Annotated in this window: 23 protein-coding genes; 22 read left to right on the forward strand and 1 reads right to left on the reverse strand. The window is 59.2% G+C overall.

The window, feature by feature from the left end; translation table 11 throughout:
* The 8 genes from SDD30_RS07450 to SDD30_RS07485 all read left to right on the forward strand — a co-directional run.
* On the forward strand, positions 1-987 hold a 987-nt coding region (locus tag SDD30_RS07450; protein ID WP_434074298.1), incomplete at its 5' end, for a UxaA family hydrolase.
* A gap of 310 nt (positions 988-1,297) precedes the next feature.
* Positions 1,298-3,217: an acetyl-CoA carboxylase biotin carboxyl carrier protein gene (gene accB / locus SDD30_RS07455; RefSeq protein ID WP_434074408.1), complete on the forward strand. Its 1,920-nt coding sequence runs from the start codon at positions 1,298-1,300 to the stop codon at positions 3,215-3,217.
* Between the two features lie 24 nt (positions 3,218-3,241).
* On the forward strand, positions 3,242-4,588 hold the full coding sequence (accC, locus tag SDD30_RS07460; protein WP_434074299.1) for an acetyl-CoA carboxylase biotin carboxylase subunit: 1,347 nt from the start codon (positions 3,242-3,244) through the stop codon (positions 4,586-4,588).
* A 76-nt stretch (positions 4,589-4,664) separates the two neighbouring features.
* Entirely contained in the window at positions 4,665-5,063 is a 399-nt protein-coding gene (locus tag SDD30_RS07465; RefSeq protein WP_434074300.1) for an Asp23/Gls24 family envelope stress response protein, read from the forward strand.
* A gap of 12 nt (positions 5,064-5,075) precedes the next feature.
* Positions 5,076-5,618 carry an alkaline shock response membrane anchor protein AmaP gene (gene amaP / locus SDD30_RS07470; RefSeq protein WP_434074301.1) on the forward strand — a complete coding sequence of 181 codons (543 nt, stop codon included), beginning with the start codon at positions 5,076-5,078 and terminating at the stop codon, positions 5,616-5,618.
* 16 nt (positions 5,619-5,634) lie between these two features.
* The gene (locus SDD30_RS07475) at positions 5,635-5,862 is read left to right on the forward strand and encodes a DUF2273 domain-containing protein (protein ID WP_434074302.1); all 228 of its coding nucleotides are present in this window, start codon (positions 5,635-5,637) and stop codon (positions 5,860-5,862) included.
* A gap of 12 nt (positions 5,863-5,874) precedes the next feature.
* Positions 5,875-6,312 (forward strand): transcription antitermination factor NusB, encoded by a 438-nt coding sequence (nusB, locus tag SDD30_RS07480; protein WP_434074303.1) that lies wholly within the window; start codon positions 5,875-5,877, stop codon positions 6,310-6,312.
* A complete protein-coding gene (locus SDD30_RS07485; protein WP_434074304.1) occupies positions 6,293-7,243 on the forward strand; it encodes a tRNA (adenosine(37)-N6)-threonylcarbamoyltransferase complex transferase subunit TsaD in 951 nt (316 codons plus the stop codon). Before nusB ends, SDD30_RS07485 begins: the two co-directional genes overlap by 20 nt.
* Before the next feature lie 16 nt (positions 7,244-7,259).
* Here SDD30_RS07485 and SDD30_RS07490 read toward each other — a convergent pair whose 3' ends face one another.
* The gene (locus SDD30_RS07490; RefSeq protein WP_434074305.1) at positions 7,260-8,498 is read right to left on the reverse strand and encodes an MFS transporter; all 1,239 of its coding nucleotides are present in this window, start codon (positions 8,496-8,498) and stop codon (positions 7,260-7,262) included.
* 321 nt (positions 8,499-8,819) lie between these two features.
* Between SDD30_RS07490 and SDD30_RS07495 the strand changes: the two genes are divergently transcribed.
* The 14 genes from SDD30_RS07495 (at position 8,820) to spo0A (ending at position 24,021) form a co-directional block, all read left to right on the forward strand.
* On the forward strand, positions 8,820-9,659 hold the full coding sequence (locus SDD30_RS07495) for a sulfide/dihydroorotate dehydrogenase-like FAD/NAD-binding protein (protein WP_434074306.1): 840 nt from the start codon (positions 8,820-8,822) through the stop codon (positions 9,657-9,659).
* Positions 9,650-11,041 (forward strand): NADPH-dependent glutamate synthase, encoded by a 1,392-nt coding sequence (gltA, locus tag SDD30_RS07500; protein ID WP_434074307.1) that lies wholly within the window; start codon positions 9,650-9,652, stop codon positions 11,039-11,041. Before SDD30_RS07495 ends, gltA begins: the two co-directional genes overlap by 10 nt.
* A 27-nt stretch (positions 11,042-11,068) precedes the next feature.
* Positions 11,069-11,911 carry a bifunctional methylenetetrahydrofolate dehydrogenase/methenyltetrahydrofolate cyclohydrolase FolD gene (gene folD / locus SDD30_RS07505; protein WP_434074308.1) on the forward strand — a complete coding sequence of 281 codons (843 nt, stop codon included), beginning with the start codon at positions 11,069-11,071 and terminating at the stop codon, positions 11,909-11,911.
* Positions 11,911-13,158 (forward strand): exodeoxyribonuclease VII large subunit, encoded by a 1,248-nt coding sequence (gene xseA / locus SDD30_RS07510; protein WP_434074309.1) that lies wholly within the window; start codon positions 11,911-11,913, stop codon positions 13,156-13,158. The genes folD and xseA overlap by 1 nt, the downstream gene beginning before the upstream one ends.
* Positions 13,130-13,381: an exodeoxyribonuclease VII small subunit gene (gene xseB / locus SDD30_RS07515; RefSeq protein ID WP_434074310.1), complete on the forward strand. Its 252-nt coding sequence runs from the start codon at positions 13,130-13,132 to the stop codon at positions 13,379-13,381. Before xseA ends, xseB begins: the two co-directional genes overlap by 29 nt.
* A complete protein-coding gene (locus tag SDD30_RS07520) occupies positions 13,356-14,255 on the forward strand; it encodes a polyprenyl synthetase family protein (protein ID WP_434074311.1) in 900 nt (299 codons plus the stop codon). Before xseB ends, SDD30_RS07520 begins: the two co-directional genes overlap by 26 nt.
* Positions 14,256-15,100: 845 nt before the next feature.
* Complete coding sequence (locus tag SDD30_RS07525) at positions 15,101-15,688, forward strand: hypothetical protein (RefSeq protein ID WP_434074312.1); 588 nt, start codon at positions 15,101-15,103, stop codon at positions 15,686-15,688.
* Entirely contained in the window at positions 15,685-17,607 is a 1,923-nt protein-coding gene (gene dxs, locus SDD30_RS07530) for a 1-deoxy-D-xylulose-5-phosphate synthase (RefSeq protein ID WP_434074313.1), read from the forward strand. The genes SDD30_RS07525 and dxs overlap by 4 nt, the downstream gene beginning before the upstream one ends.
* Positions 17,600-18,421, forward strand: a complete 822-nt coding sequence (locus tag SDD30_RS07535; RefSeq protein ID WP_434074314.1) for a TlyA family RNA methyltransferase — start codon at positions 17,600-17,602, stop codon at positions 18,419-18,421. The genes dxs and SDD30_RS07535 overlap by 8 nt, the downstream gene beginning before the upstream one ends.
* Positions 18,422-18,430: 9 nt before the next feature.
* Positions 18,431-19,366 (forward strand): NAD(+)/NADH kinase, encoded by a 936-nt coding sequence (locus SDD30_RS07540; RefSeq protein WP_434074315.1) that lies wholly within the window; start codon positions 18,431-18,433, stop codon positions 19,364-19,366.
* Positions 19,290-19,745 carry an arginine repressor gene (gene argR / locus SDD30_RS07545; protein WP_434074409.1) on the forward strand — a complete coding sequence of 152 codons (456 nt, stop codon included), beginning with the start codon at positions 19,290-19,292 and terminating at the stop codon, positions 19,743-19,745. Before SDD30_RS07540 ends, argR begins: the two co-directional genes overlap by 77 nt.
* A 5-nt stretch (positions 19,746-19,750) precedes the next feature.
* On the forward strand, positions 19,751-21,427 hold the full coding sequence (recN, locus tag SDD30_RS07550) for a DNA repair protein RecN (RefSeq protein WP_434074316.1): 1,677 nt from the start codon (positions 19,751-19,753) through the stop codon (positions 21,425-21,427).
* Between the two features lie 393 nt (positions 21,428-21,820).
* A complete protein-coding gene (gene spoIVB, locus SDD30_RS07555) occupies positions 21,821-23,143 on the forward strand; it encodes a SpoIVB peptidase (protein ID WP_434074317.1) in 1,323 nt (440 codons plus the stop codon).
* 107 nt (positions 23,144-23,250) lie between these two features.
* Positions 23,251-24,021: a sporulation transcription factor Spo0A gene (spo0A, locus tag SDD30_RS07560; protein ID WP_434074318.1), complete on the forward strand. Its 771-nt coding sequence runs from the start codon at positions 23,251-23,253 to the stop codon at positions 24,019-24,021.
* Positions 24,022-24,439 lie beyond the last annotated feature (418 nt).

A 24,439-nucleotide genomic window follows, 5' to 3' on the forward strand; every position in this document is an offset into this window, starting at 1 on the left:
CAGCTGGGGGACGACCACGCCAATACCCGGCGGTTGCTGGCGGCCTTAGGCCATCACCCCAACGCCGCCGGGGTCCTGGTCCTGGGGTTGGGGTGTGAAAACAATAATATCTCTACGTTCCGCCAGGAATTGGGCGAGGTAGATCCCCGGCGCATTAAATTCCTGGTCGCCCAGGAAGTAGAAGACGAAATGGCGGCGGGCCTGGAGCTCCTGCGGGAACTGGCGGCGTATGCCGTTACCTGCCGGCGCGAACCCTGCTCCCTGGCCGAACTCAAAGTCGGGCTCAAGTGTGGTGGCTCCGACGCCTTCTCCGGCATTACCGCCAACCCCTTGGTCGGCCTGGTGGCCGACCGGGTAGTAGCCGGCGGCGGCACGGCGGTACTTACCGAGGTGCCGGAGATGTTCGGCGCCGAGACCATCCTGATGGACCGGGCCGTAGACGAAAGAGTGTTTCAAAAGATAGTAAACCTCATCAACACCTGGAAGCAGTATTACCTGGACCACGGCCAGCCGGTCTACGAGAATCCTTCGCCGGGCAATAAAGAAGGCGGCATCACCACCCTGGAGGAGAAGTCCCTGGGTTGCGTCCAGAAAGGCGGTACGGCGCCGGTGGTGGACGTTCTGGCCTACGGCGAAAGATGCCGGGAGCAGGGGCTCAACATCTTAAGCGCCCCGGGCAATGACCCGGTATCATCCACGGCCCTGGCGGCGGCCGGCTGCCAGATAATCCTGTTCACCACCGGCCGGGGCACGCCCTTTGGCACCTGCGTACCAACGTTGAAGGTAGCCAGCAACAGTACTATTTATAAAAAGAAGCGGCAGTGGTTTGACTTTAATGCCGGTAGGGTCCTGGAGGGCGAAAATACGGCGGAGCTGGCCGGAGAATTACTGGAGCAGGTTTTGCGGGTAGCTTCCGGAGAATGGATAAAAGCGGAAACTATGGGCTCAAGGGAGATTGCCATTTTTAAGTCCGGGGTCACCCTTTAAAACCCCCTTTGCAAGAAACTCTTTACTATCAGGTTAAATTTTACTTTATGATCCATACGACCATAAAACGGAGAGGGTACGGAGAGGGTAGGGGGATGGTGGGGGGCAGCCGGTTAAGTTGTATTTAACCTTGTGGCGCATATACCAGGTTTTAGTGCAATAATATTCATTGCTTCCATGCCTAATACCCAACATAATTAAAGCATGATATATGGAGGTGAGGCGTAAATATATTGTATACTTCTTCTTAAGGTATTGAATAACAGGATTGCTATTTATATAATAGGGCATGGCGGTTGCAAAGCCAGCCATGGGGAATCTCGCCCTGGCGCTAGCCAGGGTTTTTCTTTACGGGGGAGGAGCAGTTTTGAGCCAACTTAAGATTACCGACACCACTTTGCGGGACGGCCACCAGAGCCTCTGGGCCACCAGGATGACTACGGCCGACATGCTGCCCATTATTGAGAAGATCGATAGTGTCGGTTACCACTCCCTGGAGGTCTGGGGGGGAGCGACCTTTGACGTCTGCTTGCGCTTCCTGGATGAGGACCCTTGGGAACGCCTGCGGACCCTGAAGAAATACGCACGGCGGACACCCCTGCAGATGCTCCTCCGGGCCCAGTCCCTGGTGGGATACCAGCTCTATCCCGACGATGTGGTCCGGGCCTTCATTGCCCGGGCTGCAGCCAACGGCATCGACATTATCCGTATTTTCGACGCCCTCAATGACCTGCGCAATATGGAGGTCCCGGTGGTGGCCGCTAAAAAGGAGGGTGTCCACGTCCAGGGTACGGTGGTCTACACTATCAGCCCCGTCCACACCGTTGAGCACTACCTACAGGCGGCCCTGGAACTGGAGGAGATGGGGGTTGACTCCATCTGCATTAAAGATATGGCCGGCTTACTGGCCCCCTTTGAGGCCTACCAGCTGGTCAAACTCTTTAAAGAAAAACTCCACGTCCCGGTTCAGCTCCACAGCCACTACATCGGCGGCCTGGCGGTGGGAGCCTATCTCGAAGCGGCCCGGGCCGGGGTGGATACCGTCGACACAGCCTCGGTGCCCCTGGCCTTCGGCGCCTCCCAGCCGCCGGTAGAGACGGTGGTCCGCGCCCTGGCGGGAACGCCCTATGATACCGGCCTGGACCTCCATCTCCTTTTTGAGATTGCCCGTTACTTTGATGACCTGCGCCGGGAGCTGGGTTATGAGCGCGGCGTCACCCGCATCACCGATATGTGGGTTTTCCAGCACCAGGTCCCTGGCGGCATGATCTCCAACCTGGTCAGCCAGTTAAAGGAACAAAAGGCCGCTGACCGCATTAACGAGGTCCTGGCGGAGATTCCCCGGGTGCGGGCTGACCTGGGTTATCCGCCCCTGGTCACGCCCACCAGCCAGATTGTCGGCACCCAGGCGGTTTTAAACGTCCTCATAGGTGAGCGCTACAAGATGGTGCCCGGAGAGGTGAAGAATTACGTTCGCGGCCTCTATGGTAAACCGCCGGCGCCCATTCCCGCCGCGATCCGGCGCCTGATTATTGGCGATGAAGAGCCCATCCAGGGCCGGCCAGGCGATACCCTGGCACCCGGCCTGGAGGCAGCGCGGCAGGAGATCGGCGACCTGGCCCGGGACGAAGACGATGTGGTGGCCTATGCCCTGTTCCCCCAGGTGACCCGAAAATTTTTAGAGAAACGCCAGCTAGGTCAGCTTCGGCCGGGGAGGCAGACGGTAAAATCCCCGGACCGGCATCAGGCAGAGGCAGGAGGTACGACCAGGATGGATCTCAAGGATATTACCCAGCTCATCAAGGCCCTGGAAGAGACCGGCATTACCGAACTCAATTTAGAAAGCGATGGAGTTAAGGTAATGATTCGCCGGGGTGGCGGCCAGGAAGCCGTTGCCGGACCGGCACCAGCAGTCAAGACGGCCGGCGAGGTGCCGGCCCTGGAGGGTGGCGGCCAGGAAAAACCAGCCCCGGCCGCGGATATTATTGAAGTCCGGGCGCCCATGGTGGGCACCTTTTACCGGGCGCCTTCCCCCGACGCACCGCCCTTTGTCGAAGTGGGGACCAGGGTTAAAGCAGGACAAACCCTGTGCATAATAGAGGCGATGAAGTTAATGAACGAGCTGACGGCCGAGAACGGCGGCCAGGTGGTGGCCATCCTGGCGGAAAACGGCCAGCCAGTGGAATACGGCCAGGTGCTCTTTCATTTAAAAAAGTTAAAAAAGGACTGAGGTCTTCGTCTATGGAGGCTTGCTATGTTTAAAAGGGTCTTAGTTGCTAATCGTGGCGAAATCGCCGTACGGATTATCCGTGCCTGCCGCGAGCTGGATATTGAAACGGTGGCTGTTTACTCCGAGGCCGACCGGGGGGCTTTGCACACCCGCCTGGCCGACAAGGCCGTCTGTATCGGTCCGGCCCCGGCCAACCGCAGCTACCTGCATATACCCAGTATTATCGCTGCCGCCCAAATGAGCGGCGCTGACGCCATCCACCCCGGTTACGGCTTCCTGGCGGAGAACCCCTATTTCGCCGAAATGTGTGCAACCTCGGGGATAACCTTTATCGGCCCTTCACCGCGGGCCATGCAGCTCATGGGGGACAAGGCTACAGCCCGGTCCACCATGATTGCGGCCGGGGTGCCGGTGGTCCCTGGTTCCGCGGGAGTCATTAAGGACCTTGACCAGGCCCTGGCTACGGCCAGGGAGATCGGCTATCCGGTTTTAATTAAGGCTTCAGCCGGGGGCGGCGGCCGGGGCATGCGCGTCGCCCAGGGCCCCCGGGAACTGCGCCAGGCCGTCCAAACCGCCCAGCGGGAGGCCGAGGCTGCCTTCGGCGATTCCCAGGTCTACCTGGAGAAGTATATTGAAGAACCACGCCATATCGAGTTTCAAATTATCGGCGACGGCGAGGGCCAGATCATTCACTTGGGCGAGCGCGACTGCTCCCTGCAGCGGCGTAACCAGAAGATCCTGGAAGAAGCCCCTTCGGTGGCCCTGACCCCGGAATTGCGCCAGGAGATGGGCGAACTGGCCTTGAAGGCCGCCCGGGCAGCCGACTATTACAGTACCGGTACCGTGGAATTCTTGCTGGATAAGTATGGTCGTTACTACTTTATCGAGATGAATACCCGCATCCAGGTGGAGCACCCGGTGACCGAGGCCATCACCGGCATCGACCTGGTCCAGGAGCAGATCAAAGTAGCTGCCGGCGCGCCCTTAGGCCTGCGCCAGGAAGACATCCAGATCCGGGGTCATGCCCTGGAGTGCCGGATAAATGCCGAAGACCCGGCTTATAACTTCCGGCCGGCGCCGGGACGTATCGAGCGCTATCATGCGCCGGGGGGGTTTGGCATCCGGGTAGAAAGCGCCGTTTACAACGGCTACACCATATCACCCTACTATGACTCCTTGATCGCCAAGGTCATTGCCTGGGCACCAGAACGGGAAATGGCCATCAACCGCATGAGCGGCGCCTTAAAGGAAATGGTTATCGAAGGGGTACCCACGACCATACCCTTCCACCTGCAGATTATGGGTAATGCCTTTTTCCGGCGGGGGGAGATTTACACTAATTTCATCCAGCGCCGGTTAATGGCCGGGTAAAGTTTTTCAGGCTGGCAGTTGAGGTCACTGTCAGCCTTTGGTATAATAAATGAACGAATAAACGGAGGTGGGCAGAGTGGATCAGATTCTGGAACAAGAGGCTAAAACCGATCTGGGGACTATTAAAATCGCCAATGAGGTAGTAGCCATTATTGCCGGCCTGGCGGCGACGGAGATTGAAGGCGTAGCCGGGATGAGCGGCGGCATTGCCGGCGGCATTACCGAACTCCTGGGCCGTAAAAACCTGGCCAAGGGCGTTAAAGTAGAAGTAGGGGAAAAAGAAGCCGCTGTTGACTTGTTTATCGTCGTTAACTTCGGCGTCCGGATTCCCGATGTGGCCATTAAAATTCAGGAAAACGTCAAGAAGGCCATTGAGAGTATGACGGGCCTTCAGGTGGTGGAGGTTAATGTCCACGTCCAAGGAGTAGTCTTCCCCCAGGAAACCCGGGAAGAAGAAACCAGCCGGGTACGTTAGGAGGCCGTAACTTTGTCAGCACTGGATCGAGTCATGCTGGCCTTTTTTGCTTTACTGGCTGCCGTCCTGGCCGGCCTGTTCCTGGCGGTGATCGCCGGGTGGACCGTGCCCCTGGATCTCTTCGAATTCAGCCTGTTAAACAATGAGTATCGCCTGCTGGGCGGGGTCATCGCTCTGGTCTTTTTGCTGCTGGCCCTGCGTTTTCTGCTGGGGAGCCTGCGCCTGGCCCCGGCAGGGGAAAAGCAGGCGGTGATCAAGGCCGCCGATTTAGGACTGGTAAGCATCTCCATGCCGGCCCTGGAGAACCTGGTCGTCAGGGCCGCCCGCCAGGTCAAAGGGGTGCGGGAGATTCGCCCGCGGCTGGATTACGGCCCGGACGGCCTGGCCATCCGGTTGAACCTCACCGTCAACCCCGATCGTAACCTGCCGGAAATGGCGGCGGAACTCCAGCAAAGGGTCCAGGAGTACATAGCCAGCACTGCTGGCCTGGATGTACCCGAGGTGCAGGTGCGGATTAAGGGTATCTTTCAAGAAGGCCAGCACCGGGTAGAATAGGGGAGAGAGGTTCAGGATGGAAGAATTCGTTACCTGGTTGGAGTACCTCTGGCGGGAACATCGAGGCAAGGTTATCGGCGTTATCCTGGGCCTGCTCTTTGGCCTGGTAACTGCCGTCTGGGGCTTCGGCAAAGCCCTTTTTATTGGTATTTGCATCACCCTGGGCTACTTCATCGGGCACCGCCTTGATGAAGGTCAGGGCTGGCGCGAACTCTGGCAGCGCTTTTTTGGCGACCGCTGGTGAGGGGGATGCTATTTGCTTAGACGGGCAGCCAGGGCCAGGGCCCTACAGGCCCTCTTCGCCATTGATGTGGGACATACCAGCCCGGCGATGGCCCTGGAACAGGTCCTGGGGGAGGGCGAGCTGCCGCCCCGGGTAGCGGCCTTTACCCGGCAACTGGTAGAAGGAACCCTGGCCCGGCGGGAGGAGCTTGATGCCATAATCAGCAGGTATGCTGTCGGCTGGCGTTTGGAACGCCTGGCGGCGGTCGATCGTAATATCCTGCGGCTGGCTTTGTATGAATTGCAGTATCACCGGGAGACACCCGTCGGGGTAGTCATCAACGAAGCCATCGAGCTGGCCAAGGGCTTTAACAACGAAGAGGCAGGCAAGTTTGTCAACGGTCTCCTAGATAACGCCCGTAAGGATCTGGGATTGGGTGAGGAGTCAGAGAGTGGCTATTCTGGGGATTGACACCAGTGCCTATACCTGTTCAGCGGCTGTCGTCAGCCAGGAAGGGGAATTACTCACCGCCCACCGCCGCCTGTTGCCGGTGCCCCCGGGAGAGAAGGGGCTGCAACAGGGAACGGCGGTTTTTCATCACGTCCAGATCCTGCCGGAGGTCCTGGAAACGATCTTCGCCGCTGTCCCGGCAACAAGAGTCCGGCGTGTCGTAGCTGCAGTTAAGCCGCGACCGGTGGAAGGTTCCTATATGCCGGTCTTTACCGTGGCTGCCGGCCAGGGGCGCAGCCTGGCGGCCGCACTGGGGGTGCCCTTCCAGGCTACCACCCACCAGGAAGGGCATATTCAGGCCGGCTTGTGGTCGGCGGGCTGGCAACCCCGGGGGCCTTTCCTGGCGGTCCACCTCTCCGGGGGGACTTCCGAGGTCTTGCGGGTTGCGGAAAAAGCGGGTGGTTTTAGCATTGTCAAACTGGGGGGTACCCTGGATCTCCACGCCGGCCAGCTGGTCGACCGGGCCGGGGTCCTCATGGGTTTGCCCTTCCCGGCCGGGCCGGCTCTGGAGGGCCTGGCCCGGGAGGCAGGTCCGGCCAGGGTCCACCTGACCTCGGCCGTACGGGACTATAATTTCAGTTTTTCCGGCCCGGCCAGCCAGGCGGAGCGCCTGCTGGCAGCCGGAGCTGCGCCGGCGGCCGTGGCCCGGGCGGTGGAACAATGTATTGCCAATACCCTGGAGCGAGTCCTGCGGCCGGCAGTAGCGGCTACCGGTTTGCTGGATATTTTGATCGTCGGCGGGGTGGCGGCTAATGGCTACCTGCGGCAGCGCCTGCGTCACCGCTTGGAACATCCGGCGGTAGGGGCGCGCCTGCACTTTGCCGCCCCGGAACATAGTTCTGACAACGCCATCGGCGTCGCCCTGCTGGGCCAACCCCGCCACGAGGCATAAAAAAGGCATCAACCTTTTACTCTTGCTCCACCGGTTGCCCGGCGGCCGCCGGAGCCTCTTTTGGCGCCGCCACAATTATCTCCTGGCTGGACGGTCGCGGGCGCAGGTCAGGGAGGAAGCAGGCCAGGATAGCACCGATGGCCGGGATGATGGCCATGAGCTGGATGGTAAAGGGCACGCCCCAGGCATCGGCAATACCTCCCAGAATGAAGGTGCCCAGGCCGCCGGTGCCGATGGCAAAGCCCATCATCAGCCCGGAAGCCATACCCACATGCTGGTAGAGGATGTTCTGGGCCAGGACAATGGCCGGGGCAAAGGTGGAAACCAGGGCAAAACCGCTGGCGGCCAGGAGGATAGCCACCCAGAAACCCTGAACGTAAGGAAAGGCGATTACCAGTGGGACAAGGACGATCATGGAGCCGATAATCATTCTCTTGGCGCCCCAGTAATCGGCCAGCCGGCCTCCCACCAGGGTGCCCACCGCCCCGGCAATGAGGAAGATGGAGAGCATGGAGCTGGCGAAGTCCTCGTTACCCTGGAGATAATTAAGATAGTAAAAGGGTATATAATAAGTCAGGCCGCTCTGCAACCAGGAGCGCATAATCACTACCAGCACCAGCAGGGTGATGGCTGCCAGGGTGGCCTGGCCGGGTTTTAACCTGCTACTGCCGCCCGGAGCTGTCACCGTGTGGCGGCCGCCGGCCATGGTTTTTCCCAGGAGCGGCAGGGTGTAGCCCAGGAGTCCCACGGTAATTGCCGTAGGAATAAGGACCATCCACGAGGCCCGTAAGCCCCCGTGACCGAGGATAAAGGTCGCGATGATGGGCCCCAGGCCGAAACCCAGGTTGCCACCAACGGAGAAAATAGACATGGAACTAGCCTGCATGGGACCGCTGATATAATGGGCTGATTTGGAGGCTTCCGGGTGATAGGCGGCTACCCCCAGGCCGCTGATAAAAACGGTAGCTACCAGTAGAAAATAATCGGCAGCATAGCCGGCTGCCGCCATCCCCAGGCCGGCTACCAGGCAGCCGGCAGGTAAGAGCCAGCGCAGCTGGTGCCGGTCCGACCAGTAGCCGAAGAGGGGCTGGATTACCGAAGAGCTGATATTAGAAAGGAAGACGACCATACCTGCGGCCGCGTAACTCAGGCCGTACTGATCTTTATAAACAGAAAGGAAAATGGGCAACAGGCCCTGGTTGATGTCGGTGACCATATGCCCCAGGCTTAAAAGGTAGAGAATACGTTTGCGCACAGCTGACCCTCCCAATCTCATCATATCTTAATCCCCGCGGTGGTAGCGGTCAAGATTTTTTTCGGCCGCCGGCGTTACCCCAGTGTTACTACCGTTTCCGGGGCGGGGTAAGGGCTCCAGGTGCAAGAGGGGGCTAACTTACGGGGTTGTTCCACGATAGGAGTCGGCCCGAGGGTGCTGTTTTTCAGTGGCAGAGGTGCAGGGAGGAGTTGTGAACGATGTAACTTGTTTTTAATCCTGCAAGCAGGAAAAAAGGTTTCGGTATCGAACTTATAACAATATAGACTCAATTAGCTCGCACGTAAGGGGGTAATACTGTTAGTGTACCGGATTGTAAAGAAAGAAGTCATGTCGCCGGTGATCAAGCTGCTGGAGATTGAGGCCCCGGAGGTGGCCGCCAAGGCGCAACCGGGCCAGTTTATCATCCTCCGCCTGGATGAAACAGGGGAGCGCATCCCCCTAACCATCGCCGACTTTGACCGCTCCCGGGGAACGATTACGACTATCTTCCAGGAAGTCGGTTATAGCACCCGGCGCCTGGGTTGCCTGGAGGCCGGGGACAGCCTGGCGGATTTTGTCGGCCCCTTGGGTCAGCCTTCGGAAATTGAGAATTACGGCCGCGTAGTCTGCGTAGGCGGCGGCGTCGGCGTGGCACCGGTTTATCCCATAGCCAGGGCCTTAAAAGAAGCCGGCAACGAAGTCATCTCCATCATTGGCGCCCGGACCAAAGAATTGCTCCTGTTGGAAGACGCGATGCGGGCCGTATCCAGCGAACTCCTGGTCGCCACCGACGACGGCAGCTACGGGCACCACGGCTTTGTTACCGACCTGTTAAAGCAGGTCCTAGAGGAAAAAGGTAACGTCGCCCGGGTCTGGGGTATCGGCCCGGTGGTCATGATGCGGGCTGTGGCGGAAACCACCCGGCCCTTTGGCGTCAAGACCATCGTCAGCATGAACCCCATTATGGTCGACGGCACCGGCATGTGCGGCGCCTGCCGGGTCAGTGTCGGCGGGGAGACTAGGTTTGCCTGCGTCGACGGGCCGGAATTTGACGGCCATGAGATTGACTGGCAGTTAGCCCTGCGGCGGATGAACATGTACCGGGAAGAAGAACAGGCAATTATCAAAGCCCATGAGGGAGGTGGCTGCGGATGCCATTAAGCCCGAAAAAGACGCCCATGCCCTCCCAGGAGCCGCAAAAACGGATTCACAATTTTAACGAAGTAGCCCAGGGTTACACCCGGGAGATGGCCTTGGCTGAGGCCGAGCGCTGTCTCCAGTGTAAAAAGGCCCCCTGCCGCCAGGGCTGCCCAGTAGAAGTGGATATACCGGCCTTTATCGCCCGGCTGAAGGAGCAGGATTTCGACGGTGCCATTAATAAAATCAAGGAAAAGAACAACCTGCCGGCCATCTGCGGCCGGGTCTGCCCCCAGGAAAGCCAGTGCGAGAAATACTGTACCCTGGCCAAAAAACACGAGCCGGTGGGTATCGGCCGCCTGGAACGTTACCTGGCTGATTACCAGTTGAGCAAGGGGGAGCCGGGCAGTGTGGAAAAGGCACCGCCGACGGGCTTCAAGGTGGCGGTGATCGGTTCCGGACCGGCCGGTTTGACGGCAGCTGCGGACCTGGCCCGGATGGGGCATCAAGTAACAATCTTTGAAGCCCTCCATGTACCCGGGGGGGTTTTGATGTACGGTATCCCCGAGTTTCGTTTACCCAAAAAGATTGTCCAGCAGGAGATCGCTACCATCCGCCGGTTGGGAGTGGAGATCCGGACCAACGCTGTGGTGGGCAAGCTGACCACGGTGGACGAGCTGCTGGAGCAGGGTTACGACGCCGTTTTCATCGGTACGGGAGCCGGGCTGCCCCATTTCATGGGGATCCCCGGGGAAAACCTCCTGGGCGTATACTCGGCCAACGAGTTCCTGACCCGGACCAACCTGATGAAGGCTTACCTCTTCCCCCAATATGCTACTCCCATTAAAGTCGGTAAAAGGGTAGCTGTCATCGGTGCCGGCAATGTGGCTATGGACGCCGCCCGTACGGCCCTGCGCCTGGGCGCAGAAGAATCCTATATCGTATACCGCCGCTCGGCGGCGGAGATGCCGGCTCGCAAGGAAGAGATTGAACACGCCGAGGAAGAGGGCGTCCAGTTCCGCCTCCTGACCAGCCCGGTGCGCATTCACGGTAACGACCAGGGTGTGGTAACGGGCATGACTTGCCAACGCTTCGAGTTGGGCGAGCCTGATGCCTCGGGCCGGCGGCGGCCGGTCGCCATCCCCGGTTCTGAGTTCGACATGGCGGTAGATACCGTCGTTATCGCCATCGGCCAGGGCCCCAATCCCCTGGTCCTGCGGACCACGCCGGGGTTGGAGCTAACCCGCAAAGGGACCATTGCTGCAGATGAGGCTACCGGCGCCACCTCACGACAGGGCGTTTTTGCTGGCGGTGACATCGTCACCGGCGCCGCCACTGTCATCCTGGCCATGGGAGCCGGCAAAGCCGCCGCCCGGGCCATCGATGCCTATTTACGGGAGAAGTAATTGATTTATCGAGGAGGTTGTATTTTCATGTCAGCACAAATTCTCGACGGCAAAAAGATTGCCGAAGAAGTCAGGGCCGAAGTGAAAGAAGAGGTTGCCCGGCTTAAAGCCGAAGGGATTAATCCGGGTCTGGCCGTAGTCCTGGTAGGGGAAGACCCGGCTTCCCAGGTGTACGTCCGCAATAAACATCGTGCCTGCGAAGAAGTCGGTATCTATTCGGCGGTCTACCGCCTGCCGGCCGAGACCAGCCAGGATGAACTTTTAAAACTAATCGACCAGCTGAATAAAGACCCCCAGATTCACGGCATTCTGGTACAACTGCCCTTGCCGCGGCATATTGATGAGAAAACCGTCATCGACGCCATCGCCCTGCAAAAGGATGTCGACGGCTTCAGCCCGGCCAACGTCGGCAACCTGGTAATCGGCGACAAATGCTTCTATCCCTGCACCCCCCACGGCTGCATGGTTCTGCTGGATAAAGCGGGTATCGACCCCAAAGGCAAGAAGGCAGTAGTGGTCGGACGCAGCAACATTGTCGGTAAACCGGTGGCCATGATGCTCCTGGCCCGCCACGCCACAGTGACCATCTGCCACTCGCGCACCAGGGACCTGGCCGCCGAGTGTCGCCAGGCGGACATCCTTATTGCCGCGGTGGGCAAACCGGAAATGATTACCGGGGATATGATTAAAGAAGGCGCCGTAGTCATCGACGTGGGCATTAACCGCATCGCTGAGAAAAAGCTGGTGGGTGACGTCCACTTTGAAAGCGCCTCCCGGAAGGCCGGCTGGATTACCCCGGTTCCCGGCGGGGTAGGCCCCATGACCATTGCCATGCTTCTGAAAAATACAGTCGAGGCGGCCCGGCGCTAGTGCCGGAGGCTAGAGTCCTGGCGGTGGGGGAACTCACCGCCTATTTACAACGTCTCCTGGCCAATGACGGCCACCTGGCCAATGTCTGGATAAAGGGCGAGATTTCCAACCTGCGCTGCCCGGCCTCGGGGCACTTCTATTTCAGCCTGAAAGACCGGGTGGCAACCTTACGCTGTGTCATGTTCCAGGGACGCAGCCGTAGCTTCGCCCTGGGCCTGCGGGACGGTCTGGAGGTAATCGCCCGGGGGCAGGTCTCAATTTACCCACGGGACGGCGTTTATCAGCTTTATGTAGCGGAGATATTTCCGGCAGGAATAGGCCTGGCCAACCTGGCCCTCCAGGAATTAACGGCCCGGTTGGAAAGGGAAGGCCTCTTTGCCCCGGAGCGCAAGCGGCCCCTGCCCCTTCTGCCCCGCCGGGTGGGGCTGGTCACCTCCCCCACCGGGGCTGCCCTGCGGGATATGATTACTGTCAGCCGGCGGCGTTTTCCCGGCATTGGTCTGCTCCTGGCTCCAGCCAGGGTGCAGGGGGAGACGGCCCCCCGGCAGCTGGCCCTGGCCCTGGAACTCCTGGGGAAGAGGGGCGGCGTGGATGTTATTATTATCGGCCGCGGCGGCGGCTCGGCCGAGGACCTGAGTGCCTTTAACACCGAGATTGTCGCCCGGGCGATCTATGCCTGCCCAGTACCTGTTATCGCCGCTGTGGGTCATGAGACGGATCTCACCCTGGCCGACCGGGTGGCCGACCGACGGGCGCCGACCCCTTCGGCAGCAGCAGAAATGGCCGTACCGGTAAAGGCGGAACTGGAGAGGCGTTTGGAGATCCTGGCCGGCCGCGCTTGGCGCGGCCTGGAACACCGCCTGGAAATAGCCCGGGCCCGCCTGGAACGCCTGGCTAGAAGCCGTGGCCTGGACCGGCCCCGCCAGGAGCTCTATTACCGCCAGCAGTACCTGGACGGCCTGGAACAGCGCCTCTTGACCACCTGGGAACGCCGTCGCGGTGAGGGGGAACAGGCCCTGCAACTCCTAGCGGCCCGCCTGGAAGCCGCCAGCCCCCTGGCCCTCCTCGCCCGGGGCTACGCCGTCTGCCGCCGCCCTGGCGGCGGTCCGCCCCTGAAGTCCAGCCGGGAAGTAACCCCGGGCGCCAGGGTCGAGATCATCTTGCGGGAAGGCTCCCTTCAGTGCCAGGTGGAAGAAGTTGACGAAGCGGAGGTTCGATATGCCCGAAGAGGAACAGCTGACCTTTGAAGCGGCTTTACAAAAGCTCGAAGAAATAGTCCGGGCCCTGGAAGGGGAAGGGTTGACCCTGGAGGAATCCCTGGTTCGCTACCAGGAAGGGGTCCGCCTGGTACGCCTGTGCCGGCAACGCCTCAAGGAGGTTGAAGGGAAACTCCAGGTGCTCCTCCTCCAGGACGGCGAGGTAGTGACCAGGGAGATAGCCCCGGATGGGGGTGAAAACAACGAATCTTGACAGCTACCTGGAGGAACGCCGGCAGCAGGTTCAGGAGGCCCTCCGGGAATGTCTGCCGCCGGCGGATAGTTACCCGCCGGTCATCCACCAGGCCATGTACTATAGCCTCTTTGCCGGGGGTAAACGGCTGCGGCCCATCCTGGTCCTGGCAGCAGGTGAAGCCGTAGGCAGCCCGCGGGAGCCCCTGCTGCCCGCCGCCTGCGCCGTGGAACTTATCCATACCTATTCCCTCATCCATGACGACCTGCCGACCATGGATAACGACGATTACCGCCGCGGCCGGCCGACCTGCCACCGGGTTTATGGTGAAGCCATAGCCCTGCTGGCGGGCGACGCCCTCCTGACCCAGGCCTTTGCGGTATTAAGCCGCGTCCCGGCGGACATACCGCCGGAAAGGGTCTTGCAGGCAATGGGAGAGCTGGCCGTCGCCGCCGGCAGCCAGGGATTGATCGGCGGCCAGGTAGTCGATATGGAGGCTGAAGGCCAGCCGGTGACCGTCACCACGGTAGATTATATTCACAGCCACAAGACCGGCAGCCTCATCCGGGCCTGCCTGCGCTTGGGGGGCCTCCTGGGCGGCGCGGGAGAGGAACAGCTGGCTCTTTTAACCCGTTATGGCGAAGCCCTGGGCCTGGCCTTCCAGATCACCGACGATATTTTGGACATTACCGGCGATTTCAGCCGGATGGGTAAGCAGGGCGGCGGCGATGTCGCCCGGGGGAAGGCCACTTATCCCGCCTGCCTGGGCCTGGCGACCTCCCGGCAGAAGGCCGCAGAGCTCTGCCAGGAAGCTGAGGACTGCGCCCGGGCACTGGGACCGGCGGCCACACCCCTGGCTCTCCTGGCCGGGTTTGTTCTCAAGCGGCAGGAATGAGCATCGAGGTGCATTAATGAGGGTTAAAGTTATGGCCGCTGGCCAGCAACTGTGGCCGCCGGTGGCCAACCAGGGCCTCCTGCCGTAGTGCTTGCTGATTACGACCGGATAGCTTATAATACATCATGTCAGCGCAAAAACTTGCCTAAGACAGCTGACAATGGTAAAATTAAATACCTTGTTTGGTGGGTGGCGCAGTATTCTAGTCAAGACCACCATCTTTGAAGACGGGCCTAAAAATTCGTCAAGGGCACAACGATGAAGTTCCTGGTGCTGGCTGCCGACGCCCAGTCGGGGGTTGGTACTGGGAGTTAAGGAGGGGGGGCGATCTACAATGGCATGTAGGCGTGGACCCTCCCTCCGCGGAGACCCAGGTGCGTGGGAAAGTTCCCGGCAGGAACAAATACTATGGCCTGGGGTGGAAACCTGCAGTTGGTACGGAGGGTGCTGGCTGCAGCGTAGCCTGCCTTGAGCGGCAGGGGTGGATGCAGGCTGGTTGGCCTGGCCCGGTTTTCGCCGAAAGCCGGTGCTCTTAGCGGAAACTCCTGTTGCAAAAGAGGCTAAAAGATGGTCGGGATTGCCGGGGAAAACCCCTAGACTGTTTACCACCTGTAAGGCTGACCGGGGATTAAAGTATGTGCTAAGTGGTAATCCAGTCCTGCCGTCGGTGACGGGGCAGGGCAACCTTTAAAGGGAAACCGCCATGACGGCGACGCATGGTAGGTTGTCGGGAAAACCTACTGGACCTAAGCCATAACATTTATCCGGTCCGCTGCCACCCACTGCCAATTTATTTTTTACCTGTTCTACATAACCTTGCCGGTGGTGGAGGCATAAAATATAAAGTGGCCAAAACACAAGGTCGTTCCTCCTGGTTGAATGCCCTGACCATGGGCGGGGGAACTTTTTTTATAGCCCTGGCAGCAGGCTATGGTTCCCAATTTTTTTTGGGTAAAATAACTTCGATTATCCTCTCCTTTGTTCTGTTGCTGCTAATTATCCTGGCGGGCATTCTTTTTGACATCATCGGCGTGGCGACGGCAGCAGCTGTTGAAGCCCCTTTGCATGCGCGGGCTGCTAAAAAGATACCCGGCGCCCGCCAGGGTCTGAGCCTTTTACGTAATGCCGACCGGGTGGCTACCTTTTGTAACGATGTCATCGGCGATGCCAGTGGCACCCTGAGCGGGGCCATCGGGGCGGTAATTATCCTGCGCCTGGTCGGCCAACATGGGACTGAGGACATCCTGATTAGCACCCTGATGACGGCCGTTGTGGCAGCGGTGACGGTGGGCGGTAAAGCCCTGGGCAAAAGCTTTGCCCTGCGCCAGGCTAACGAAATCGTCTTTTTTGTCGGCAGGTTGCTGCACGCTATAGAAAAGGTAACCGGTTGGCAACCTATTCAGAATGGGTCCAGGAAAGGAAGACGTCAATGAGCCTGTTGACAGAAATAAAGGAACCGGCTGATGTTAAAAAGTTGACTCCCGGGGAGTTGGAGCTACTTGCCCGGGAGGTCCGTCAGGAGCTGGTGCAGGCAGTCGCCCGTACCGGCGGCCACCTGGCCCCCAACTTGGGGGTAGTCGAGCTGACCCTGGCCCTGCACAGCGTCTTTAATTTGCCCCGGGATAAGATCATTTGGGACGTGGGTCACCAGTGCTATGTGCATAAGATCCTCACCGGCCGGCGGGAAGCCATGGTGGGCTTGCGCCAGTTCGGCGGGATCAGCGGTTTTCCCAAACGGGCCGAGAGCCCTTATGATGTCTTTGACACCGGCCACAGCAGTACCTCCATTTCCGCGGCCCTGGGGATGGCCCTGGCCCGGGACTTAAAAAAGGAAGACTACCAGGTAGTCGCCGTCATCGGCGATGGTGCTCTGACGGGTGGGATGGCCTTCGAGGCTATGAACCACGCCGGCCACCTGCAGACCGACTTGATTGTTGTTTTAAATGATAACGAGATGTCCATCGCCCCGCCGGTGGGCGGCCTGGCGGCCTATCTTTCTCGCTTGCGGACGGACCCTATGTACTCCCGGGGTAAGGAAGAGCTGGAGAACCTGCTCAATCGCCTGCCCCACGTGGGGCCCCGGGTTCTTAAGGTCATTGACCGCCTCAAAGACAGCTTTAAGTACCTGGTTGTTCCCGGCATGTTCTTTGAGGAGATTGGCTTTACCTATCTGGGACCCATCGAGGGGCATAATATCCCCCAGCTGCGGGAAGTTCTCCAGCACGCCCGCAATACCCGGGGGCCGGTGCTGGTCCACGTGATAACTACCAAAGGCAAGGGCTACCAACCGGCCGAAAAGCAGCCGGACCGCTTCCATGGCATCGGCCCCTTCGACCCGGCGACGGGAGAAGCGCTGAATAAAGGCGGTCCACCAACTTATACGGCTGTTTTCGGTGCGGAGATGGTGCGCCAGGGGGAAAGGGATGACCACCTGGTGGCCATTACAGCCGCCATGCCCGATGGCACCGGCCTTACCCCCTTTGCGCGGCGCTTTCCCCGGCGCTTTTTCGATGTCGGCATTGCTGAGCAGCATGCCCTGACCATGGCCGCTGGTTTGGCCGCCGCCGGCCTGCACCCGGTAGTAGCCATCTATTCGACTTTTCTCCAGCGGGCCGTTGATCAAGTAATCCACGATATCGCCCTGATGGAACTGCCGGTAGTTCTGGCCATCGACCGGGCCGGCCTGGTGGGAGAGGATGGCGAAACCCACCAGGGCCTCTTTGATGTCTCTTTGCTCCGGAGTATTCCTGGTCTGGTCTTGATGGCTCCCAAAGATGAACAGGAGCTCCGGCACATGCTGGTTACAGCCCTCCGTTACCGGGGACCGGCAGCCCTGCGGTATCCCCGGGGCGCCGGCGTAGGCGTACCCCTGACGGGGGCGGCCCAGCCTTTACCCCTGGGCCGGGGCGAGATCCTGCGCCGCGGCCGGGACGTCACTATCCTGGCCCTGGGACCCCTGGTCTATGCCGCCCTGGAGGCGGCCCGGGACCTGGCCGGGGAGGGGATTGAGGCTACCGTTATCAACCCCCGCTTTGTTAAACCCCTGGATGAAGAATTGATCCTGTCCTGGGCGGACCTTACCGGCCGCCTGGTGACGGTGGAAGAACATATCCTGGCCGGCGGCTTTGGCAGCGCGGTCCTGGAACTGCTGGCCAGGAACGGCCGCCAGGACGTGCGGGTGCAGTGTCTGGGGGTCAAGGACGAGTTTGTCCACCAGGGTAATCCCCAGGTGCTCCGGGAGCACCTGGGCCTGACGCCGGCCGGGATCAAGGCCGCCGTCCAGGCCATACTCCAGGAAAAGCCGGCCCTGACCCGGAAACGTAGCCAGAGCAGGGGGATTTGGGGTGGCTAAGGTGCGCCTGGACCTCCTGCTGCTACAACGGGGCCTTTATCCCAGCCGCGAACAGGCCCGGGCGGCCATTATGGCTGGGGAGGTGCTGGTCGACGAAGTCCCGGTAGACAAGCCCGGTGCTGCTGTACCGTTGGCGGCGGCCATCCGCCTGACGGGATACTCCCTGCCCTACGTCAGCCGGGGCGGCCTGAAACTGGCCCACGCCCTGGAGGTCTTCAAGATTGATTTAACGGGTAAAATAATCCTTGACGTGGGGGCTGCCACCGGCGGGTTTACCGACTGTGCCCTCCAGCACGGAGCGGCCCGGGTCTATGCCGTCGATGTGGGTTATGGCCAGCTGGCTTGGTCCCTGCGCCAGGACCCCAGGGTTGTCGTCCTGGAGCGGGTCAATGCCCGCTACCTGGAACCGGGGCTCCTGGGCGAACCTGTGGATGTAGCCACCATTGATGTCTCTTTTATATCCCTGTTAAAGATCTTGCCGGCCGTCGCCAGGTGCGTGAAACCGGAAGGAGAAATAATACCTCTGGTGAAACCCCAGTTTGAAGCCGGTCCCGGCCGGGTCGGCAAAAAGGGCGTAGTGCGCGAGGCAGCCGTCCACCGGGAGATCCTGCAGGAGGTTTTGGCCGGTGCTGCCGGCCTGGGTCTTAAAGTCCGGGGTCTTACCTACTCACCCATCCTGGGTCCGGAAGGCAACCGGGAATTCCTCCTCTGGCTGGGCTTAGGGGGCCCGGCCCTGGCGGAGGGTACCTGGCCGGCCCTAATCGAGGCAACAGTGGCCGCTGCCCACAGGGAAGTTTCGCAGAGAAAGAAATGAGGGAATAGAGTGCAGCGGATCGGCATGGTCGCCAACCTGGAAAAACCCCGGGTCCGGGAAACGGCCCTAGAGATTATTGACTACCTTGAACGGCGGCAGGTCCAGGTCCTGATCTCCCACCGGAAAGCTGCCGCCCTGGGGTGCCCGGCAAAGGGCGTGGCGGAAGACGCAGTAATCACGGCCCAGGTCCTTTTAGCCCTGGGGGGTGACGGCACCCTCCTGCGGGCCGCCCGGCTGGTGGCTCCCACCGGAACCCCCATCCTGGGCATCAACCTGGGCCACCTGGGCTTCCTTACGGAGATTGAACTGGCGGAGCTTTACCCGGCCCTGGACAAACTCCTGGCCGGCGCTTACCGGGTGGAAGAGCGCATGATGCTCCAGGGCGCGGTGCAACGGGCGGAACAGGTACTATCTTGTACGGCTTTAAATGATATCGTCATTACCAAGGGTGCCTTTTCCCGCATGCTGCGCCTGGAGGTTTATATTGATACTGCCTACCTGGACACCTACCCGGCGGATGGTTTAATCGTCTCCTCCCCGACAGGTTCCACGGCCTATTCCCTGTCGGCGGGGGGTCCCCTGGTCTCGCCCCAACTCCAGGTCATGATTCTCACGCCCATTTGTCCCCATACCCTTTATGCCCGACCCCTGGTAGTACCGGGCGAGCAGACCATCAAGGTCTGCGTTCACGCCCCCGGTGCCGAGGTGATGCTGACAGTTGACGGCCAACAAGGGCTGCACCTCCGGGATGGTGACGTCATCAAGGTCACCCGGGCCGGAACGCCAACCCGCTTAATCAGGTTGCAAAACAACACCTTTTTCAGCCTGGTGCGGGAAAAGCTCAAGGAAGGGGGGAGCAGGCAGGATGATGAAAATCCAGCGCCAGCAGTTAATCCTGAAGCTGATAGCCGCCATGCCCATAGCCACCCAGGATCAGCTGGCTAAAGAGCTGCGCCGGCGGGGTCTCAGGGTAACCCAGGCTACCGTCTCCCGGGATATCAAAGAGCTGGGCTTAATTAAGGTTCCGGCAGGGGAAAATCTCTACCGTTATGCCGCACCCCCCGGGCAACGCCTCATTAATCCCTACAGCCGGTTGCAGCGCCTGTTTGCCGACTCGGTTATAAAAGTTGATGCTAGCGAAAATTTAATTTTAATCCGAACCCTACCGGGAACCGCCCACGCCGTGGCTTCCTGCCTGGATTCCATCGACTGGCCGGAGGTTATCGGTACTGTGGCTGGTGATGATACCATTCTGGTGATTGTCAAACCCAAGGAAGCGGTGGCTACAGTTTTACAACGCTTCCGGGAACTAGGGGAAGGGTGAAAAAGGTGCTCCGGGAACTGCAAATCGAGAACCTGGCATTAATCGAGTCCCTGCAGCTCAGCCTGGAGCCAGGGTTGACGGTCCTCACCGGTGAAACGGGTGCCGGCAAATCAATTATCGTGGACGCTGTCGGGTTGCTGGTGGGGGCGCGGGCTTCGGCAGAGTATATCCGGGCCGGGGCGGAGAAGGCGGAAGTCCGGGGCCTTTTCCAGGCTGCCGGCCTGCCGGGCCTGGCCGCGGCCCTGGCCGAAATGGGCGTGCCCGCCGAAGAGGATGGTACCTTGCTCCTTAACCGGGAGATCTGCCGCAGCGGCCGGCACAGCTGCCGCATCAACGGCCGTAGCTTGACCCTAGGGATGTACCAGCGCATTGGCCAGATGCTGGTCGATATCCACGGCCAGCATGCCTACCAGTCCATCCTCAGGCCGGCCTATCAAATGGACATGGTGGATAGCCTGGCCAACCTGATGACTTTGCGGCAGGAGGTCGGGGAACTCTATAACAGCTGGCAGGAGTTAAAAAATAAACTGGCAGAACTCTGCGGCAATTCCCGGGAAAGGGAGCAGCAGCGTGATTTCTGGCAATACCAAATCAAGGAGATAGCTGCGGCTAACCTGCACCTCGGGGAAGAAGAGGAATTAACCCACCAGCGGGATATCCTCAATAATGCCGAAAGACTGGCCCGGGGCGCGGCGGCAATTTATACCGGCCTTTTTACCGGGGAAGGCCGGTCCGCCTACGATCAAATCAGCCAGGCGGCGGCAGAACTGGCAACCCTGGCCGCTATTGACCCGGAGTTACAGGTCTATCAGGCAACCCTTGAAGGAGCGGCAGCCCAGGTGGAAGAGGTAGCCCGCAGCCTGCACCGTTATGGTGAAGGCCTGGAGTACGATCCCCGGCGGTTGCAAGAGATCGAAAATCGCCTGGAATTAATCAAGAATTTAAAACGTAAGTACGGCGATAGTATCCAGGCCATTCTGGCCTACCAGGCCGCAACAGCGGCAGCCCTAGAAGGGCTGGAACAGCGGGAACAGCAGGCCGCCGATCTGGAAAAAGAGATCCAGCAGGCTGAGGCAAGGTACCGGGAAAGGGCTCAATTTTTACGCCGGCGGCGCCTGGAGGCAGCCGCAAAAATTGAAAAAGATCTGGAGGAGATTCTCAAGGACCTGGCCATGCCCCGGGCCCGGATCAAGGTGGCCTGTACAGAGTCCGGTGGATCTGGCCCCAAAGGCCTGGATGAGGTCACCTTTCTTTTTCAACCCAACCCCGGTGAGGGCACGCGTCCCCTGGCCCAGATTGCTTCCGGCGGCGAGATGGCCCGGGTCATGCTGGCCTTAAAAAATATCCTGGCCGAGGTTGACGCTGTTCCGACCTTGATTTTTGATGAAATTGACGCCGGGGTCGGCGGCGCCGCCACCCGGGCTGTAGCCCGGACCCTGGCGGCCATCAGCCGCCGGCACCAGGTTCTTAGCATTACCCATTCGGCCCAGCTGGCCAGTTACGCTAGCCGGCACTACCGGGTCAGCAAGGTTGTCCAGGACGGCCGCACCTTTACCAGGGTGGCAATCTTGCAGGGTGAGGACAGGGTCGACGAGCTGGCGCGACTCTTATCCGGCTCCGCCAGCCAGGTGGCCAGGGAACACGCCGCCGATCTTTTAAGGCAATCGGCGGCCACAAAATGAAATTTATGCTAAAAAAAAGCAAATAGCAGTAAATATAGCTTGATATCTCCATGAATCAGGCCAAATCTCCACCTCAGGTCGTTTTTGACAGCATAAAAGCAACGACTTGAGGTTATTTTATGTTTAGAACAAAAAACAAAATCACGTTTAAGCTGTGGCTTGGATTAACGTCTTTACCGGCAAAGGGCTGGAGGCTACAGGCGAAGGGCGACTTGGTTCGAGGCCTTAGCAAACCCAGTGAAGCCGTAAAAAAGATAAGTCCAGCCACCCCCGCCGCCGAGCAAGGCTGAGCGCCAAGTTTGCTAGCCGAGAACCACCGGAGCCCGGAGCTGTACCTCCAGCCCTTAAGATGCTAAACCTAACTATTATTATGAAAATCCTCAGGGGAAGGTGATGCCCTTGAAACGCCTGGGGCACCGGATACTGGGCCTGGTGCTGGCGGCAATGATCCTCTATGGTGGTCTGGCTTCACCGGTACGCAACTTCTTTACCTTGCCCTGGCAACAGCGGCTCACAGCAACAGCGCCCCTTACCCTGCCCTGGGACCTGCCGCCAGGCCTGGCTCGCCAGGTTGAGGTCCAGATTGCCAGCGGTGACCGGACCAGTACCGCCACCAGCAGTTTTCCCCAGTGGTTGCAATTACAATTAAAACTCTTTGGCTTCATTCCCTTAAAGAATATCACCATCCAGCTGGTCCAGCCGGTATACGTTTCCCCTGGCGGTCAAGCTATCGGGGTTTTTCTGAAGACCGAGGGTGTCCAGGTGGTGGGTCAAGCGGCTGTTATCGATGAACATGGTAATAAAGTATACCTGGCACGGCAGGCAGGCCTGGAAACAGGCGACACCATCCTGACCATTGATGGACAAAAGGTAACCAGTGACCAGGAAGTAGCCAACCTGATTAATGCCGCTGGCCAGGCTAACCGTCCAGCCCGGCTAACCGTCAAAAGAGACGGCCGGCTATTAAATCTCAATATCCAGCCCCGGTACTGCCAGGAAACCGGGCGCTTCCGGATCGGCGTTTATGTCCGGGATAGTACAGCCGGTGTCGGCACCCTGACTTTTTTTGAACAAAGCAAGGGCGTTTTTGGCGCCCTGGGTCATGTAGTCACCGGTAGCGATGGCCAGACGGCCATGGATATCAGCGGTGGTAAGATCGTAGCAGCTGCTATCCAGGGTATCCACCAGGGGCATCGTGGTCAACCCGGTGAAAAGCTGGGGGTCTTCCTGGATAATGGTCAGTTTACCGGTATAATACAAAAGAATACGACTGTTGGCATATTTGGGACGATCTCCGGGAGGCCCGGTAGCGAGCAACAAGTACAGGTGGCCCTGGCCGATAGTGTGCATCCTGGACCGGCGGAAATTTTGACGGTTTTAGAAGGGGAAAAGGTCGAAAGTTTCCAGGTGGAAATCGAACGGGTTATGCCTAACCAGCGGGCTAGCGGTAAGGGCCTAATCCTCAAGATTACTGACCCGCGGTTGCTAGCCATTACCGGCGGCATTATCCAGGGTATGAGTGGCAGCCCCATTCTCCAGGATGGGCAACTGGTAGGTGCCGTAACCCACGTTTTTATTAATGATCCAACTCGAGGTTACGGCGTCCTGGCCGAATGGATGCTACAGGAGACAAATTTAGTACCTGCGACTTCAACCAGGGGCGCTGCTGTCGAAACCCCTGGTTATTTCCTTTTTATGGAATATTATGTTGGATAACCAAAACTTTTGCCTCTTTCTGCGGATGGAAGGATTATCCCCCCTGGACGTCGAAACACTATCTGCCAAATAAATGACAGGGTTTGCAGGAGGCGGGATGAAATAATATGGAGGCTATTAAAGTACTTATTGCCGATGATAATCGGGAATTTTGCGAGGTGCTGGAAGAATACTTTCAAGATCAGCAGGATTTTGTCCTTTCCGGTGTAGCCCATAACGGGCAGGAAACCCTGCAGCTTATCCAGGAACAGGAACCCGACATTGTCATCCTGGATATTATCATGCCGCACCTAGACGGCATCGGGGTATTAGAAAAACTTCAGGTTTTAAATTTTGAGCCGCGGCCGAAGATAGTTATCCTTACCGCCCTGGGGCAAGAGAGTATGACCATGCGTTCGGTCGAGCTGGGGGCTGACTATTACATACTAAAACCCTTTGACCTAGAAGTCCTGGGGAACCGGTTGCGGCAACTGGCCAACGGCCATCCCTTGCCGGCGGCACCGCCCCAGATTAACCGGGCCGGCCGGAACATGGACGTTGAGGTAACCAAAATTATTCATCAGATGGGTGTGCCGGCACACATCAAGGGTTATCAGTACCTGCGGGAGGCCATCCTCATGGTCATTGACGACGTCAGCCTCCTGGGGGCGGTAACGAAAGAGCTCTATCCTCTCATTGCCCGCAAGTATATGACTACCCCCAGCCGCGTCGAGCGGGCCATCCGTCATGCCATCGAACTAGCCTGGGACCGGGGCAATGTCGAGATGATGAATAAATTCTTTGGGTACACTATTAATGTTGAACGGGGTAAACCCACCAACTCGGAGTTTATCGCCATGGTTGCCGATAAGCTGCGGATCGGCGCCAAGATAAATTAACCGGCTAAAACTAACGAGGCTTTAGATAGATATGATAGCGAAAAACAGGAGGTTGGAGGGGAAACTGGCGGCAGCCGCCAGTTTCTTAATTTTGACAGTGCCAGCCAGGTTTCGCAATATTGCTGGTCGGTTTGGAGGGCTGGCGGTTACAGTCTCAGGCTCCGGTGGTTCTCGGCTGGCAAACTTGGCGCTCAGCCTTCCGCGGCGGCGGGGGTGGCTCGGTTTAGTCCTTTTGATCAATCATAACGGGGTGTGTTACTTTAAGCTTCTGAAGTTCCGTTACGATCCCCATCCCGTTCACCGCCGCCGCGGTGCGGCTTCGCTTAGTTTGCTATCGCCTCGAACCAAAGTCGCCTTTCGCCTGTGACCGCCAGCCCATTAGCGGTTGCGAGCACCAATTTCCATAGCAAAGCTATTT

The sequence above is a fragment of the Moorella naiadis (nom. illeg.) genome (assembly GCF_051020825.1).
GTDB lineage: Bacteria > Bacillota > DSM-521 > Neomoorellales > Neomoorellaceae > Neomoorella > Neomoorella naiadis.